The sequence below is a fragment of the Nonomuraea sp. NPDC005650 genome (assembly GCF_040605375.1).
Lineage (GTDB): Bacteria > Actinomycetota > Actinomycetes > Streptosporangiales > Streptosporangiaceae > Nonomuraea.
Genome location: NZ_JBEXCR010000006.1, coordinates 158,408 through 175,305, shown reverse-complemented (window position 1 = coordinate 175,305; position 16,898 = coordinate 158,408). Strand labels below are relative to the sequence as shown.

General features: G+C 68.8%; 8 protein-coding genes. 1 reads left to right on the top strand and 7 read right to left on the bottom strand.

What is annotated here, in order from left to right:
* Positions 1-64 precede the first annotated feature (64 nt).
* The 3 genes from ABZS69_RS12395 to ABZS69_RS12385 form a co-directional block, all read right to left on the bottom strand.
* Positions 65-586 carry a hypothetical protein gene (locus ABZS69_RS12395; RefSeq protein ID WP_355370145.1) on the bottom strand — a complete coding sequence of 174 codons (522 nt, stop codon included), beginning with the start codon at positions 584-586 and terminating at the stop codon, positions 65-67.
* Positions 587-963: 377 nt separating this feature from the next.
* Complete coding sequence (locus ABZS69_RS12390) at positions 964-1,869, bottom strand: HAMP domain-containing sensor histidine kinase (protein ID WP_355370143.1); 906 nt, start codon at positions 1,867-1,869, stop codon at positions 964-966.
* Positions 1,870-2,067: 198 nt separating this feature from the next.
* Positions 2,068-6,177: a HAMP domain-containing protein gene (locus ABZS69_RS12385; RefSeq protein WP_355370141.1), complete on the bottom strand. Its 4,110-nt coding sequence runs from the start codon at positions 6,175-6,177 to the stop codon at positions 2,068-2,070.
* Between the two features lie 265 nt (positions 6,178-6,442).
* Between ABZS69_RS12385 and ABZS69_RS12380 the strand changes: the two genes are divergently transcribed.
* The gene (locus tag ABZS69_RS12380; protein WP_355370139.1) at positions 6,443-9,304 is read left to right on the top strand and encodes an AAA family ATPase; all 2,862 of its coding nucleotides are present in this window, start codon (positions 6,443-6,445) and stop codon (positions 9,302-9,304) included.
* On the opposite strand, the gene ABZS69_RS12375 is transcribed toward ABZS69_RS12380, so the two are convergent.
* Genes ABZS69_RS12375 through ABZS69_RS12360 form a run of 4 tightly spaced genes read right to left on the bottom strand, consistent with a single transcriptional unit; the run spans position 9,280 to position 16,882 of the window.
* Positions 9,280-11,961, bottom strand: a complete 2,682-nt coding sequence (locus ABZS69_RS12375) for a thiopeptide-type bacteriocin biosynthesis protein (protein WP_355370137.1) — start codon at positions 11,959-11,961, stop codon at positions 9,280-9,282. The genes ABZS69_RS12380 and ABZS69_RS12375 overlap by 25 nt on opposite strands.
* On the bottom strand, positions 11,954-13,771 hold the full coding sequence (locus tag ABZS69_RS12370; RefSeq protein WP_355370135.1) for an ABC transporter ATP-binding protein: 1,818 nt from the start codon (positions 13,769-13,771) through the stop codon (positions 11,954-11,956). Before ABZS69_RS12370 ends, ABZS69_RS12375 begins: the two co-directional genes overlap by 8 nt.
* Positions 13,764-15,410 carry an ABC transporter ATP-binding protein gene (locus tag ABZS69_RS12365; RefSeq protein WP_355370133.1) on the bottom strand — a complete coding sequence of 549 codons (1,647 nt, stop codon included), beginning with the start codon at positions 15,408-15,410 and terminating at the stop codon, positions 13,764-13,766. The genes ABZS69_RS12370 and ABZS69_RS12365 overlap by 8 nt, the downstream gene beginning before the upstream one ends.
* Complete coding sequence (locus tag ABZS69_RS12360) at positions 15,407-16,882, bottom strand: hypothetical protein (RefSeq protein WP_355370131.1); 1,476 nt, start codon at positions 16,880-16,882, stop codon at positions 15,407-15,409. The genes ABZS69_RS12365 and ABZS69_RS12360 overlap by 4 nt, the downstream gene beginning before the upstream one ends.
* Between the last annotated feature and the right edge of the window lie 16 nt (positions 16,883-16,898).

Here is a 16,898-nt window from a genome sequence, read left to right as displayed (position 1 = left end):
TGGCGCTCTCGCGAGCGCCAAGGGCCGAAGTCCGGCCGAGCTACGCCCCCGTCCCAGCCCGAGATCAACACTGGATCCGGCGCTCCTGCGTCCGCTTGTACAGGGTGGCCACTTCGCTGCCACGCAGGACGGAGTAGAGATGCACCTTCGTCTGGTTGCGGTAGAGCTGGCTGCCGCCGGAGCACTTCCACGAAGGGGTCGTCGTCACGGTGAACGCCGCCCTTCCCTTCTTCACCTCCGAGGTGGCCTTCGTCCGCCAGAAACCTAACCCGCGATACTGCTGGAGGCTCGTCTTGACCACGGCCCGGCGGCCCCACTCGCCCTTCTCACAGTGGACCTGCCTGCTGGTCGTGATGTAGGCGCCGGTCCTGTACGGGGTCTTTATCCGCTGCCAGCCCTTGCAGCGGTCGTGGTACCCGATCCCCAGGAAGGACTTCGCGGACCAGCCCGGCGCCAGGGCGGCCGAGCTGTCCGAGGCGGCGGTGACGCCCAGCCCCGCCTGCGCCGACGCGGACGACCCCGCCATGAGCCCGGCCGTCAGCCCGACGACGAGAGCCGCCCCTGTAATCCCTTTTCGTCCGATCATCGGATCTCCTTTCAAAGAAATCCTCTGCACTTTCCGACTCGGGAGTCCCCGGTCAACCGCGCACGGCGATTCAGCGGAATATCCGCATGCCTGCCAATGGCGCTGGGGAACGGCATCACTCTGACCGCCACTGCCCGGCACGGGCAAGTGACCAATCGTCCAGACATTGTCCAGAGCTATTAGGACAATCAAATCCGCAGGTCAGGGACTTGCTACCGGGATTCAGGCGGCTTCGTTGTCAGCCGGTGAGGTAGCCGCCGGAGGCGTCGATGTCCGTGCCGAGGACGGCGGTGGCGTCGTCGCAGGCGGTGCCGCGGTCCAATACCTGCGGGTATAACCGCTGTCTATGGGCAATCTCCCAGGTCCGCGCGCCCGCTTCAGCGCGATCCGTTCGCGCGATCGTACGAGAGGACCTGTCCGGACAGCGCCAGGTGATCGGACAGCGGGAGCCGGAGCACGAAGCGGGCTCCGCCGCTGGCGGACTTGCCCACCTCAAGGGTGCCGTGATGGGCATGGGCGATCTCACGCGAGATCGCCAGCCCGAGTCCGGTGCCGTTGCGATCGCGCTGGTAGGAGGCGTCAAGCCGGACGAAGCGCTCGAAGATCCGTTTTCTGTCGACCTCGGCGATCCCGTCGCCGTCGTCGGAGACGATCAGCTCGGCGCTGTGCCCGTTGCGGCCGACCTCGACCTCGACCTCGTGGATCGCATGCCGTTGGGCGTTGTCGAGCAGATTGGTGAGCACCCGGACGAGCTCGTTGCGAATGCCCATGACCATCACCCCGGGGGCGAGCCGCAGCTTGTTGCCCAGCCGGTCCACCCGGCGGAAGCACTCCGAGCTCACCAACTCCGCCAGATCGACCGCCTCCGGAATCCTGGCGCCGTTGTACCTGCTCTCGCTGCCGGTCGCCTCGATCCGTGACAGCAGGAGCAGGTCGGTGACGATCGCCTCCAACCGGTCGACGTCGGCCAGAGTCTGATCGATGAGGTCCTCCATGCGAGTCTGGCGTGGGTGCAGCTGCGCCTCCTCCAGCCGGACGCGCAACGCGGCGATGGGATTGCGGAGCTCGTGTGAGACTTCTGAGGCGAACCGGCGCTGCTGCCGGAGCGCCTGTTCCAGCCGTCCCATACAACGGGTGACGGACCGGGTGAGCCGGGTGACCTCGTCCTCGCCGGGGAACGTCAGGAGTTCGTCGTGCACAGGCCATCTGTCCGCGTCGCCGTCCGCGGTTCCCGGGGTGCCGAGTGCGTCGACGTATTGGCGCAGCTTCGTTAGGCGGTCCATTGCGGGGCATCCTCATTTCGCCCAAGCTTTTGGCTGATGGCGGAGCTGAGCTACAGAGCCAGGTTCGATTCTGCATCGACGTCCCGGCACCCCACATCACACATCTGTGCAGGTCAGTGGCAGGAATCCGGTGCGGTTGCGCGCACCGGCCTCTGGAGTCACAGGACAGAGGTTCGGTCACGCGGACTCGCCTGAGGGCTACTCTTCGGAGTCGTCCGTATCCAGGAGCTTCCGGGCGACGCTGAGCAGCAGGTTCACATCGGCGGGCTTCTGCACGTACTCGTTGGCGCCCGCGGCGATCGCCTTCTCCCGCTCCCCGGCGATGACCTTGGCGGTGAGCGCGATGATGGGAAGATCGGCGTGTCGGGGATCGCTACGGATCGTCCGCATGGCCTCGTAGCCATCCATCACGGGCATCATGATGTCCATCAGGACGAGCGAGACCTGCGGATGGCGGGCGAGCATCTCGATGCCCTCCTCGCCGTTCGCGGCGCGCAGCACCGACATCCCCACCCGTCCGAGGACGTGGGTGAGCGCCGTGACCAGGCGCACATCGTCGTCCACGATGAGGACCTGGGTGCCCGACAGCGCCTCCGCCGCGCGGCCGGTCTTCCGCTCGTCTGTTCGCTCCGGCTGGGCCGTACGGTCGGCGAGCCCGCGGTGGGCGGTCAGTTCGACCACGTGGCCGTCGGGCGCGGTGACGACGGGCCGCGCTTCTCCGGGTCCGGGCTCCGTCTCCGCGGGCGCGACCGCCGCCGTTGCCTGGTCGGGAGCATGTTCGCCCAGTTCTTCCCGGAGCGGAGGGACCACGGGCACGTACAACGTGAACCTGCTGCCGCGGCCGAGCCCGCTCTCGGCCACGATCTTGCCGCCGAGCAGACCGGCGAGCTCGCGGCTGATGGACAGGCCGAGACCGGTGCCGCTGGTGTGGCCGGCGGGACCGTGCACCTGTTCGAACGCCTCGAAGATGGTGGTGAGCTTCTCGGGTGGGATGCCGATGCCGGTGTCCTCGACGGTGAAGGCGATGACGTCCTCGGCCGAGCCCAGAGACTCGTCGTCGACGTTGACCGCTCGTTCCACGTGCAGCTTGACATGGCCTTCCGAGGTGAACTTGAACGCGTTGGACAGCAGGTTGCGCAGGATCTGCTGGAGCCGCTGCCCGTCGGAGTAGAGGTCGAGAGGCGCGTCCTCGGACACCTCGATGGCGAAGTCGAGCCCGTGCTCCGTGGAGATGGGCCGGAAAGCGGTGTTCACGTAGTCGAGCAGCGTGGCCAGCGGAAGGTACTTCGGCCGGATGTCCATCCGGCCGGCCTCGACCTTCGACAGATCGAGGATGTCGTTGATCAGCTGCAGCAGATCGGACCCCGACCAGTAGATGTTGTGCGCGAACTGCTCTTCTTCTGAGGAGAGGTGACCTTCGGCGTTGTCGGCCAGCAACCGGGCGTAGATGAGCAGCGAGCTCAGCGGCGAGCGCAGCTCGTGCGACATGTTCGCCAGGAACTCCGACTTGTACTGCGAGGCCGAGGACAACAGCGCCGCCTTCTCCGCGAGCTGCTCGTTGGAGCGCTGCAGCTCGGTCTGCTGCCTCTGCAGCTCCTTGGAGCGTTCCTGGAGCTGGGTCGTCAGCCGCTGCGACTCGCCGAGCAGCGCCTCCGTACGCGAGTTGGCGATGATGGTGTTGATCGCGACCCCGATGGTGTCGACGAACTGGTCGAAGAAGGCCAGGTGCACGTCGGAGAAGCGGCTGAACGAGGCCAGTTCGATGACGCCGAGCACCTTGTCCTCGAAGGGGATCGGGATGATGACGACGCTCGTCGGCGTACCCTCCCCGAGGCCCGAGCGGATCGTGATGTAGTCGGGCGGGGCGTCCGCCACGAGGATGCGCTTCTTCTCCTGGACGGCCTGCTGGACGAGGCCGTGGCCCGGGATTCCCGTGGTGTCGACGGTTCGCCCCTGCGAGCCGTAGCCGGCGATGTAGGCGAGCCCCTTCCCTGGTCCGCCTTCGCGGTCGCTGTCGCTGTCGGTGTCGGTGAGGAAGAACGCGCCGTACTGCGCGTTGACCAGCGGGGTGAGCTCGCGCAGCACCAGGTCGGCGACCTCCGTGAGGTCGCGGTGACCCTGCATCAGCCCGGCCAGGCGGGTGAGGTTCGACTCCAGCCAGTCCTTGGCCCGGGTGGTCTCGCGGAGATTGGAGACCATCTGGTTGATGTTGTCCTTCAACTCCGAGACCTCACCGCGGGTCTCGACGGCGATGACGCGGGACATGTCACCCTGTGTGACGGCCGAGGTCACCTCGGCGATGGCGCGGACCTGGGTGGTGAGGTTGAGCGCGAGTTCGTTGACGTTGTCGGTGAGGTCCTTCCACATTCCGGATACGCCGCGGACCTGGGCCTGGCCGCCGAGGTTGCCTTCGGTGCCGACTTCGCGGGCGACGCGGGTGACTTCGGAGGAGAACGAGGACAGGGTGTCGACCATGGTGTTGATGGTCGATTTGAGTTCGAGGATTTCGCCGCGGGCGTCGACGTCGATCTTCTTGCCGAGGTCTCCTTGGGCTACGGCGGTGGCGACCTGGGCGATGTTGCGTACTTGGCTGGTGAGGTTGTCGGCCATGAAGTTGACGTTGTCGGTGAGGTCTTTCCAGACTCCTGATACGCCGCGGACGTGTGCGCGTCCGCCGAGTCGGCCGTCGGTGCCGACTTCGCGGGCGACGCGGGTGACTTCGTCGGCGAAGGCGGACAGTTGGTCGACCATGGTGTTGACGGTGTTCTTGAGCTGCAGGATCTCGCCCTGGGCGTCGACGGTGATCTGTTTGGACAGGTCGCCGTTGGCGACGGATGTCGTGACCTCGGCGATGTTGCGGACCTGGGTGGTGAGGTTGAGCGCGAGTTCGTTGACGTTGTCGGTGAGGTCCTTCCAGACTCCGGATACGCCGCGGACCTGGGCCTGGCCGCCGAGGTTGCCTTCGGTGCCGACTTCGCGGGCGACGCGGGTGACTTCGGAGGAGAACGAGGACAGGGTGTCGACCATGGTGTTGATGGTCGATTTGAGTTCGAGGATTTCGCCGCGGGCGTCGACGTCGATCTTCTTGCCGAGGTCTCCTTGGGCTACGGCGGTGGCGACCTGGGCGATGTTGCGTACTTGGCTGGTGAGGTTGTCGGCCATGAAGTTGACGTTGTCGGTGAGGTCTTTCCAGACTCCTGATACGCCGCGGACGTGTGCGCGTCCGCCGAGTCGGCCGTCGGTGCCGACTTCGCGGGCGACGCGGGTGACTTCGTCGGCGAAGGCGGACAGTTGGTCGACCATGGTGTTGACGGTGTTCTTGAGCTGCAGGATCTCGCCCTGGGCGTCGACGGTGATCTGTTTGGACAGGTCGCCGTTGGCGACGGATGTCGTGACCTCGGCGATGTTGCGGACCTGGGTGGTGAGGTTGAGTGCCATGAAGTTGACGTTGTCGGTGAGGTCCTTCCACACCCCGGACACGCCGCGGACCTGCGCCTGGCCACCCAGCTGTCCTTCGGTGCCGACCTCGCGGGCCACTCGGGTGACCTCGTCGGCGAAGGCTGACAGCTGATCGACCATCGTGTTGACGGTGAGCTTCAGCTCCAGCAGCTCACCCGTCGCCTCGACGGTCACCGACCGGGTCAGATCGCCGCGGGCCACGGCCGTCGTCACCACCGCGATGTCCCGCACCTGTGCGGTGAGCCTGCTGGCCATCGTGTTGACGGCCTCCGTCACGTCCCGCCAGCTGCCGGACAGCCCGTTCACCTTGGCGCGCCCGCCGAGGCGTCCTTCCGCGCCGACCTCGCGGGCCACCCTGGTGACCTCGCTCGTGAACAGCGACAGCTGGTCGACCATCTGGTTGACCGTCTCCCCGAGCCGGCGCAGGCTGCCGCACAGCGGCCGGCTGTCGTCATGCAGGTCCACCCGCTGGGTCAGGTCGCCCCCCACGACCGCCTCCAGGACGCGCGTCGCATTGGCGGTCGGCACGACCAGCACATCGACGAGCGAGTTCGCCGCGTTGAGCGTCGCCGTCCAAGCACCCTGGCCAGGGCTGGCGGACATTCGCTCGTCGAGCCGGCCGTTGCGTACGACCTCGCGCCGGACCCGGCTCAACTCATCCGAGAAGTGCAGATTGCGGTCGGCGATCTGGTTGAAGACGGCGGCCAGCTCGGCAGTCATGCCGTCCTGGTCCGTCGGCAGCCTGACCCGGAAGTCCCCGTCGCGCAGGGCTTCCATCGCCGCCAGCAACGGGCGCAACTCGACCGGGCGAATCGCATGGGAAGAAACGGTGGCGCGTTGGACACCCATCGACGTGTCCTCCTTCGTCGATGCCCATCTATCGAAGTTATCCATGTTATACCGATATGTACGTCTTTTGATCTTTTTTTATATTGTTTGGCATTTAGATGGCATTCGCTGGTTGTGATCACCATGTTCTAGCCGATGTGCGGACCTTGCTTATCCCATGTACGGGTAATGTTGGCTTTCATGTTTCAGAAAGGTCGTCGGTCGCTGTCGTCGCCCGGCGGCCCGGAATGTTGCGCGCGTACCTGGGCCGTTGTCTGATGTATATATGGTGATGAAACGGAAGGGAAACCGCCCGCATATCGCCGACGCGTCGTCCCGGCCCGGCTGGCGTGGCCGAGCCAGTGAATGGCGCCCCGTCGCCGCTCTCCTCCAGGCCATCGAGACCGGCCGGGGCTCCATGGTCCTGGTCGAGGGCCGGTCGGGAATGGGTAAGACCCAGCTGCTCCACCGGGCCACCGAAGCGGCCGCGCGGACAGAGATCGCGGTCGCCCACGGCGCGGCCGAGGAACTCGGCCACCTGGCGCCCCTGGCACTGCTGGCGACGGCGTTCGACGAGCCGGCGCTCACCTCACCGGAGCCCGCGACGACATCGGGGCAGTGCGCCGATGCGGCCGATCTTCGGCTGTCGCTGGTGGAGCGGCTGCGCGCCCTTCTGGAAGAGCGGGCAGGGCGGGGCCCGCTGCTGATCACCCTCGACGACCTGCACTGGGCCGATCCGACCACCCAGCTGGTGCTGCGGTCACTGCTGCCGGAGCTCTCCTCGTACCCGCTCGGGTGGATTCTGGCCCGCACCAGCGGGATGGGCGATTCAGGCGTGGACGGGCTGTACGAACTGCTGGAACAGGAGGGCGCCGACCGCGTCGTCCTCGGGCCGCTGGACGACCTGGCGGTGGCCGAGATCGTCGCCGACACCTTCGGCGCGCCGCCCGGGCCGGACATCGTGGAGATGGCGGCGGAAGCGAAGGGAAACCCGTTCCTGCTCGTCGAACTGCTGAGGACGTGCAAGCTCGACGGCGTGATCGAGGTCGTCGCGGGCAGCGCGCGGCTGACCTCGACGGCACGCGTTCAGGTGAGCGCGCGAAGCCCGCTGATGAGCTTGTCCGCGCCGACCCGGCGGTTGCTTCAGGTGGCCGGGATCCTGGGCCGCTCGTTCTCCGTGGACGATCTGGCCGAGATGCTCGGCGAGCCGGTCGACGGACTGCTGCCGGGGCTCGCCGAGGCGGTCCGCGCGGGGATCGTCGTGCCCGCGGTGGACCGGCTGACGTTCCGTCACGATCTGCTGTGGCAGGTCGTGACGGACATGATCTCCGACCCTGTGCGCACGGCACTGCAGCGACAGGCCGGATTCATGCTGCTGCGACGCGGCGCGGTCGTGCCCGCCGCCGGGCACTTCATGCGCTGCGCCAGGGTCGGCGACACCCGGGCGCTCGACGGGCTGGACCGGGCGGCACGTGCGGTGCTGCCCTACTCGCCGCCGTCCGCGGTGGACCTCGCCGTCCGGGCGCTCGAGCTCACCGGCCCGGCGGATTCCGATCTCCTCGCCCGTACGTCGACGGCGGTGGAGGCGCTGACGGCCGCGGGACGGCTCGCCGAAGCGATCGAGTCCGCGCGGGCGGCGCTGCGGCGGGCGCCGCCCGGACCGTGGACCGATCGCATGCGGTGTGAGCTGGTGTCCGTCCTGCTGCAGAGCGGCCGAGCGGCCGAGGCGGTGGCCGAGGCCGAGGGCCTGCTCACGCGGCCCGACCTCGACGACGAACTGCGCGGCACGGCTGAGCTCGCGATATTCCACGGGCTGATGGGACTGCACGACTTCGGGCGCGGGCGGGCACGGGCGAACGCGGTCCTCGCCGACCGCGCGGGTCACCAGGACACCGCGCTGGTCGGAGCGCTCCTGCTCAGCGCGCACATCGCCTGGGAGGAAGCCCGCGCGGCCGACGCGTTCCGCCACGTCCATGAGGCCATCCGCATCGCGAGCACCGGATCCGTCGCCGCCCGGCGCGCCCACCCACGACTGTTCCTGATCCGCTGCCTGTTCGGGGTGGGACGGTACGCGGAGGGCGAGAGCGTCATCAGGGCCGCCGCCGCGGACTTCGACGCCTACGGACCGACCACCCACGTCGCCACCCCGGCGTTCTTCCGGGCCTGCCTGTCGCTGGCCACCGGCCGCCCCGACGACGCCGCTGCGGAGGCCGAGGTCGGGTTGAAGGCCGCCGACGAGATGGGCGCGTACGCGTTCGCGCTGCTCGGACTGGCGGTCCTGGCCATCGTCGAGTTGCGTCGCGGCAACATGGAGACGGCCGCGCGATACGTCGAACGCTTCGAGACCAAGCAGCAGGAGGCGCACGGCCCGATGTACGGGTCCGTCTGGGGCACGTGGGCCGGCGCGCTGGTCCACGAGGCCCAGAGCGGGCCCGAGAGTGCGATGGAAGCGCTCGGCACCTGCTACGAGGACATCAGGAAGCGGCGCTGGCTACTCATGCTGGAGCCGGACGCGGCGGCCTGGATGACCCGTACCGCGCTGGCCGCCGGGCGCCGCCCGGCCGCCGCGCGCGTGGTGGAGACGGCCCGGCAGATCGCGCACGACAACCCCGGCTTCCCCGCTCTGGCCGCCTCGGCCGCCCATGCCCACGGCATCCTCCACGGGGACACCACCGCGCTGGCCCAGGCGGCAGCACACCACAGCGACCCGTGGGGCGCCGCCTCCGCCGCGGAGGACCTGGGAGTCCTGCTGACCGCCGGCGCGTCGGACGATGCGCGAGGCGACAGAAAGGCGGCGATCGCCGGGTTCGAGGAGGCGGCCGACGCGTACCTGAAGATCGGCGCACTGCGGGACGCGGCCAGGGTGCGCGCCCGGCTGCGGAAGCTGGGCGTACGCCGCCGCCACTGGAACTACGCGGAGCGGCCCGGCACGGGATGGGACAGCCTCACCGACACCGAACGCAGTGTCGCCGCTCTCGTCGCACAGGGACTCACGAACCGTCAGGTGGCCACCCAGATGTTCCTGTCTCCCCACACGGTCTCGTTTCACCTGCGCCAGGTCTTCCGCAAACTCGGCATCGCCTCTCGGGTCGAACTGGCCCGCAACGCCGCCGAACAACCGCCTCAAAACCCGGGCCTTCGCGACTGAGTCTCCAACAGCCACCGCGCTCCCAATTGCTCATCGGCCGGCATTATGCCGCGTCTGTTCAAATGCATATGGGTCAGGCTCCGGACAATGCCGATATCGCCGACCAGATCTGAGAGATCGTCTGCCGTGCGGGTTTCATACAACCCTCTAATATGCGTGAGCCAGGGCGCCTGCCCCTCCGCCAGCACGTTCATGAGCTCCTTGCGGGCCTCATGCGCACGTCGTCGTGACACCTTCCGCGCCGGCGGCCCCGCGCTCATGCGGGTCAGCACCTCAGTGACGACATCGGCGGGAGCGCGCAAAGAGCCGAGATAGAGATGGGTCAAGGCGGCCGCCAGCAGGGCCCTGTCCTCTTGCGCCCGCCGGAGTGGCCTGAGGCAGGCGAGCGCGGATCTGCTGTCTTCGCAGAAGGAGCGTTCGCAGGCTGCCAGGCCCGCGGCACCGCCATATCGGCGGATCTCCGGGCGGTAGGGCTCAATGGAGAAGCCGGTCACGAGGTCCCTGCCGGCCAGTACCCGAAGCACCTGACTCATTTCGACGACATTCGCGTCCTCGCTCCGGATCCTGATCCGGAGCTGCCGGACGGGATCGTCGTACCGGACGAAGAACCACCGCGCCTTCCGGCGCTCGAGATGGTTGCCGAGGACGCGGATCACCTCGTCCTCGTCATCGGGATCCGCGACCACGTGGAAGGCCCACCACCGGTCGCCGGGAAGGCGCATGACCGGCTCGGTCACCTGGGAGACCTCCGCCGGTATGGGGGGATGTTCCGTGTCGACGACGGTGGCGACGAATTCGACGGGGCGGCCGGCCATCCCGCTGACGAACGACTCCTCGACCCATTCACGCCCACGGCGCCTCTCGTCCGCGAGGAGGTCCAGGTGCAGGGGGTTTTCAAGGTCGAGCAGCAGCCGCGTATCTCCCTCCCCGACATGGACGTACCTGGGCATCGGCGGACCGCCGGGCGTTTCGCCGATCCGCCACCTGGCCGGGGAGATGATCAGATCGCCGATCTCCACCCGCGGCAGTGCGCTGTTCGTCGCGGGCAGGGCGCCCCAGTCCCAGCCGGGAACGGCGGTGCCGAAGGCGGACACCCGATGGGCGAAATCCAGGAGCGGGGGAGCGTCACCGGTGTTGACCAGGTGGTGGGTACGTGCGACGACCTTGCGCCCGTCAGTGCGCGACCGCAGGTACGGCACGCCGTCCGAGATGCCGACCACCAGGTCGGCGGGCCGTGACACGGGCCGTTCCGCGGTGGAGGGAGCCGACGACCAGGCGAGCAGCCCTTCGTACGGGGAACAGCCGGTGGCGAGGTTCCGCAGAGCGTCCTGCCAATAGTCGATGGCCAGGAAAAGCGCCTCAGAGCCCTCAGGACGCACCGCCGCCGCGACCTGCTCCGCCACCCGCGGGTCCAGCCCGGCGAAGCGCGAGAAGGCGCGGCCGCCGGGGCAGGCCAGTCCTCGTGGCCCCAGCACCCAGCCCGGGTCCCGGGGGTCGCCTGTCCTGGTGCGTTGGACGAAGACGTCGTACGACACGGCCGCCCGGCTCAGGACGGGCAGGGTGGCGACGTCCTCCGGAACGATCGAGACCCTGTTCGCCGCCGCCCGCCGGATCAGGGCGGCCCGGAGTGCCGTCAGCCGCGGGGAATCGGCCACGCCCGGTGCCGGTGGTCGCTCCTCGTCCAGCACCCGCTCGAAGGGGACCTCCTCATGCCCGAAACGTCGTTCGAACCTCTCCGCGAAGTCGGCGATCCACGGGTCCGGCTCCCGCGCCATGGCCAATCGCAGCAGGATCGGCATGGCCGCGAGCAGGGCGTGCTTCAGGGCGTCCGGCGCCCGGCCGTCCACGGACATGGCCAGATCCACGGCCAGGCACGTGCGGGCACCCCGCCAGTCGAAGAGCTCGGTCGTCTTCTTGACCGCCTCGATCCCCTCCCCGAGCGGGCATCGCTCGAGCCGGCGCAGCATGGGAATCCGGTGGTCCAACTCATGCGGCGCAGGTCGACGGGCGGAGCTCACCAGCAACCCGCCCTCCCGCAGCCGGCCGACCAGGGCGCGAGGATCGAGGATCCCCGGGTCCGTGCGGTGAACCAGTTCGACAACGGAGTCGATGTCACGTGGCTCGGCGCAGTAGTCGCAGATCGCGTCGACGATGGGCAGTCGTCGCACCGAACGCATGGTCACGTCGTTGCCGGGCGGTGCGAACAGGATCCGCCGGGCGGTCACCCGCCGGCTGGGGTTCACCTCGACGGTGGCGGCGGTGCTGTCAGCGAGCCGGCACGCCACGGTGGCGTCCAACCTGACCCTCTTGGTGAAGGCGCGTGGGCGGAGTTCGTCCTGGTCCGCGCCCCAGGTGGTGAAGCCCGTGGCGGCGAACAGCCCGAAGGGCGTGGGACGATGGCTCATCCGGTTGGCGTACTTGAGTAAGGTCCGCAGCATTCGCCGATGGGCCTCGGGATCGGGCTGCCAGGCTCCCGACGCATAAAGGTCCAGGCGGGTCGCGAAGCGCGGGTTGGCCACCCAGACGGCCTCGGCCACGACGGCGTTCGACCACAGCCGGATGACGGGATCCCCCTCGTGGTCGGGCAGGTCGTACGGCAGGACGGGCATGCGGACCATCACGAGCGGTAGCGCCGACCACGCTTCTCGCTCAGGCATTCGGCGTACGCTCCGGGCTGCCCCCGGTGTCCCAGATCCGCCACAGCCGCGCGTAGATGTCGTCGCGGCGGAGCAACTCGTCGTGCGAGCCCACTTCGGCGATCCGGCCGCCCGACATGGCGATGATCTGGTCCGCCCGGGCGGCCGTGTCCAGCTTGTGAGCGATCTGGATGACCGTGTGGCCATGGAGTGAGCGGCGGAGCACGTCGTCCAGCCGCCGCCGCGTCGTTCTGGGGAGCGCGGAGGTGGCCTCGTCGAGGATGAGGATCGCCGGGGGACTCAGCAGGATTCGGGCCAGGGCGAGTTGCTGCGACTCCGCCGGCGTCGGGACGTACGCCTCTTCGCCCAGCTCGGCGTCGATGCCCCCGTCCAGCCGCGAGATCCAGGACATCGCGCCGGTGGCTTCCAGAGCGGCGGTCACCTGCTCGTCCGTGGCTGTGGGCAGGAACAGGCGCAGGTTGTCCGCGACGCTCCGTTTGAAGACGTGGTCTTCCTGAGTGACCAGCGCGATATGACGGCGCAGAACGCTCGGCGGGAAACTCGCGAGGTCGGCGCCCCCGACGAGTACGCGTCCCCGTGACGCGGGCTGGACTCCGGCCATGAGCAGAGCCAGGGTGGTCTTGCCCGCCCCCGACGGGCCCACGATCGCCGATCTGGTGCCGTGTCCGATTCGCAGGTGGGCGTCTTCGACCACGGGACGGCCCGGCTCGTAGGCGAAGCTCACGCCTTCCACCACCACCGATCGGTCGATCGGTTCGGGGCCGGACCCCTCGATCTCCCGCGGCGGCTCGGGCACTCCGACGATCCTGGCCAGCCCGGCCGAGCCACTCTGGAACTCGTCGAACCAGTGGGCGAGGTCGTCGAGCGGCCCGATCAGGGCTTGCGTGTAGAGGACGACGGTCGTCACCTCACCGACCTCCGCCAGCCCAAGGCCGGCCAGCCACGCCCCGACGCCGGCGGTGACGACCAGGGGCAGGAAATAGCCGATCTGCACGAGGGGGAACCACCGGGCCGACAGATCGACAGGGGTGACGGCGGCCTGCCTGGCCTCGGCCACGCCGGAGGCGATCAACCGAGCACGCCGGCCGCCGAGGTCGAACGCCTCCACCATCTGCGCGCCCTGCGCTGTCTCCAGCACCAGGGTCGACAGCCGTGACTGGGCGGCGAGCTCGCTCCCGTACGCTTTCCGGAGCCGCTCGGCATACCTGCGCGTCGCCACCACGATGATCGGAACACCGACCAGCACCGTCCAGCCCAGCAGCGGGTTGGCCACGAAGGAAGCGGTGACCGTCAGCACAAGGGTGAGCAGCGCGGCCACCGTCTCCGGCAACCCGGATCTCACGATCTCGTGGATGACCTGCATGTCGTTGGTGGACCGGGAGAGGATCTCACCCGTCCCCACGCTCTCGACCCGCTGCAGCGGCATTCGCAGGATGCGGCTGACGAACGTCTCGCGCAGCTCGGCGAACACTCTCTCGCCCAGCCTGAAGGCCGACTTCCTGGCGAAGAACACCAGGAGGCCCTGGAGCAGGACACCCGCCGCGATTCCCGCGACGGCGAGGTCCAGTGGAAATCCCGGCGACTTGTGCGCGATGCCGTCGACCACCTCGCCGAGCAGCATCGGCGGCACCAGCCCGACGGCCACCGCCACGAGGTAGAGGCAGACGACGGCGCCCAGCGTGCCGCGGTTGGACCGCAGCAGCCGCCGGACTTCGGCGCGGATCGTCGCGCTGTCGGCCGTCGGCAGGGCGGCGTGCAGGGCGGCGTGCAGGGCTGCGTGCTGGGTGGGGTGCAGGGTGGCGTCAGGCATCCTGGGTCTCCTGTGTGACCACGGCTCGGTAGGTCTCGCAGGTCGTGAGCAGTTGGCGGTGGGTTCCGCTGACGAGGTCGCGTTCCAGGTAGAGCACCCGATCGGCGAGCTCAAGGAACGCCGGGCTCCGCGTCAGCACCACGGTGCCCAGTTTCTGCCGGAAGGAGCGCAGGCGCGACGCGACCTCCTGCTCGGTGGCGCTGTCCAGCGCCTCTGTCGGCCGTACCATGACCAGATAGGGGCTCTGACGTGCGAGCGCGGAGGCGAGAGCCAGCCGCTGGCGCTGACCGCCCGACAGGTTGCGCGCACGCGGTCCCACCGCCAGGTCCAGGCCCTCGGGGCTCAAGGTCAGCAGGTCGTCGCAGCCGGCCGCGCGCAGAGCCTCCAGCACTTCGTCATCACTGAGACCACCGGCCGGGTCGACAGCCTCACGGATGGTTCCGGAGAAGAGGAACGGCTGCGCGCCGTGATGGAGCACCGTCCCGCGTACGTCGGAGCGAGGGGCCTCGGCCAGTACGGTGCCGCCGATCGAGGCTCGCCAGTCGGGATCGTCGGCTCGCAGCCCTGCCAGGTGTTGCGCGATCCGCGTCTCGTCGGCCGGTGATCCGGGAATGACGACGACCAGCTCTCCCGGCCGGACCACGGTTCCCGTGCGAGGTGCGGTCAGGTCACCCGAGAGCAGGCCCGGTTCGGCTGCGCGAGGCTGCTCCCGGTCAGGGCCTCCCAGGCAGGCGTTGTAGTTCTCGGTCGCGACCGATGCCCCGGCCCGGGTCGTCACGAAGTCCGCGACCGATCCGACGGGCCCGACCAGGAACACCGCCGCGGCACAGAACGCGACCAGTGTGCCCGGCTCGATCTCGCCGCTCAGCGCCAGCCGTCCGCCGGCCCAGGTGACCAGGATGAGCAGCAGGTTCGGCAGGAAGACGGCGGAGGCCGACAGCAGCGCCTGGGTGCCTCCCACCGCGACGCCCGCTCGCAGTGTCTGCTTCGACACGACTCGGTAGTGCTCCTCGAAGGCGGCCTGCGCTCCGAGACCGCGGAGCATCCGCAGCCCTCCCGCGAGGTCGACCCCCAGTTCGTTCAGCGTGCCGAGGAGTTTCCTGTGGGCGCGTTGCCGGCCCTCCAGCGGCACCGCGATCCTGGTGGTGAGGAGGGAGACGAGCACGACGCCGAGCAGGACGGCCCCGCCGAGCGGCAGGGACTCCGCGAGCAGGTACGTGGCGATCACCGCCATCGCGGCGATCGAACCGAGCAACCGCGCGATGGCGTTCGGGAAGCCGCCGATCGCGTCGGTGTCGGAGTTGACCGAGGTGCCCAGCTCGCCCGTGGAGCCCTGCGCCCCTCTGGTGACCCGATCGCCCAGACGGGCCTTCAAGTCGAACGACACCCGGATCCTCAGCTTGGCCGCCACGACGTAACGGGTGATCGACGCGGCGATGGTGACCGCCGCCAGCGCCGCCAGGAGCGCGATCGAGCCGATGAGGCCGCCGGAGGCCGGGTCGATCAGAGTCGCGAGAATCCTGCCCAGCGACCACGGGATCAACGCCTCCGCGCCCCACTGCGCCATGGCCAGCGCGACGAGCAGACCGACTGTCGCTTTGTTCTCCCGAATGGGGTCCGACAGCGCAAGGTGGTTCACGACTGCTCCTCGGCATCCGCCTCAGGGGGCAGGAGGGGGATCTCTTTCACGTCCGGATAAAGCGCTCGCAGGGCATCCATTCCGGCGACGCGGCCGATCTCGGCGAGGAGGTCGGCCGCGATGTCGAGGAACGGTCCCCTTCTTGATCCCGCGGCGAACTTGAGCAGGCCGCGCGGCCGGCTGACCCGTGGGATGACCGCGTCGAACCGGTGCGATCGGAAACCGAAGCTCGCGCCGTGGACGAGGCGGATTCCTCGGGCGGCGGCCACGTGGCGCAGCACACCCAGTACGAACCCATGGTTGGCGACGCTGTCCTCGGCCAGTTCGATGATGACGAACGGGGCGTCGCGGATGATGTCGTTCTCCGAGGCGAGCGAGGGGTGAACCACCGAGCCGAACACGCCGCTGACCGTCGCCAGTCTCTCGGCGACGTACCGGTTGTTGGCGTACACCTGGCCCGAGTGCCGTCGATGCCAGGCCGGGCGGAACAGGAAGGGAGCGTCCAGCGCCGCGAGGTCGGCGGCGCTCGGCCCGGCACCGGTCACCCCGCGCACCAGCCGCAGCACCTTCGCCAGTTCGCCCGCCCGCGGCACCCCGCCGACCGTCCCGTGGTGATGGAGGACGTTGGCGACGCCGAGGTTGGCCAGTTCGAGCCCCTGCTGGTCGAGTTTGAGCGCCGAGCGCACTTCGACGAACGTCACGGCGTCACGCCCTGCCATCGCCTCCAGCACCTGCCGCATCGGCCAGGCCGGGGAGATCAGCGTGGTGTCCGCGATCACCACCCGGGGGCGGGCCGGATCCTCCGCCCAGGCGCGCAGCCACCGGCGCAGCGGCAGAACATCCAGAGTGCGGCTGTACCGAACCGGCTCGATGAGGAGGATATCGGCGCCGGAGAACGAGGCCGGGTCGGTCAACGCCGACGGCGGGATCTTCTCGTGAGAGACGGCGGAGGACGCGAGGTACTCCAGGAGGAGGTCGGTTTCGAAGTAGTCACCCCAGTACGCGATTTTCAACGGGTGCGCCTCGGACGGGTGCAACATATGGATGAGCGATTGCAGCACATGGGTGAGCGCGGCCATGCCGCTGGAGAAGGCGACGCTCTCCAGCACCCATCCGGCGGGCACCTGCTCTGCCACGGCGGCGGCCAGCCGTGCCTCCAGGTGCGAAGCCGTCATGTTCCGTTCATAACTGTGGTCGAGCGCGCACCCGCTGGGCAGCACGGTCCGGAGCATCGTGTCGGGCGAGCGGAATCTCTGTTCGCTCATCGCGTGCGCCCGTCTCAGCAGCAGTGACCTGAGTGTTTCCGCGGCTCGATCGAGCTCGTGCTCGGCCAGGATGCCCCGGGTGACGTCGACGTCCGCGAGCCGGTGGTGCAGCAACCGCCAGTCCGGCAGGTCCTCGTAAGGCAGCTCCATTGTCTCCCGGACCAGCTCGGCGAGCAGATTCTGCTCGACCGCCAAGAAATCATCCATCAATCCCGCTTGCCGA

Excerpts from the sequence above, each read along its gene's own strand:
- ABZS69_RS12395 (WP_355370145.1), bottom strand. The coding sequence starts at position 586 with ATGATCGGACGAAAAGGGATTACAGGGGCGGCTCTCGTCGTCGGGCTG.
- ABZS69_RS12390 (WP_355370143.1), bottom strand. The coding sequence starts at position 1,869 with ATGGACCGCCTAACGAAGCTGCGCCAATACGTCGACGCACTCGGCACC.
- ABZS69_RS12385 (WP_355370141.1), bottom strand. The coding sequence starts at position 6,177 with ATGGGTGTCCAACGCGCCACCGTTTCTTCCCATGCGATTCGCCCGGTC.
- ABZS69_RS12380 (WP_355370139.1), top strand. The coding sequence starts at position 6,443 with ATGGTGATGAAACGGAAGGGAAACCGCCCGCATATCGCCGACGCGTCG.
- ABZS69_RS12375 (WP_355370137.1), bottom strand. The coding sequence starts at position 11,961 with ATGCCTGAGCGAGAAGCGTGGTCGGCGCTACCGCTCGTGATGGTCCGC.
- ABZS69_RS12370 (WP_355370135.1), bottom strand. The coding sequence starts at position 13,771 with ATGCCTGACGCCACCCTGCACCCCACCCAGCACGCAGCCCTGCACGCC.
- ABZS69_RS12360 (WP_355370131.1), bottom strand. The coding sequence starts at position 16,882 with ATGGATGATTTCTTGGCGGTCGAGCAGAATCTGCTCGCCGAGCTGGTC.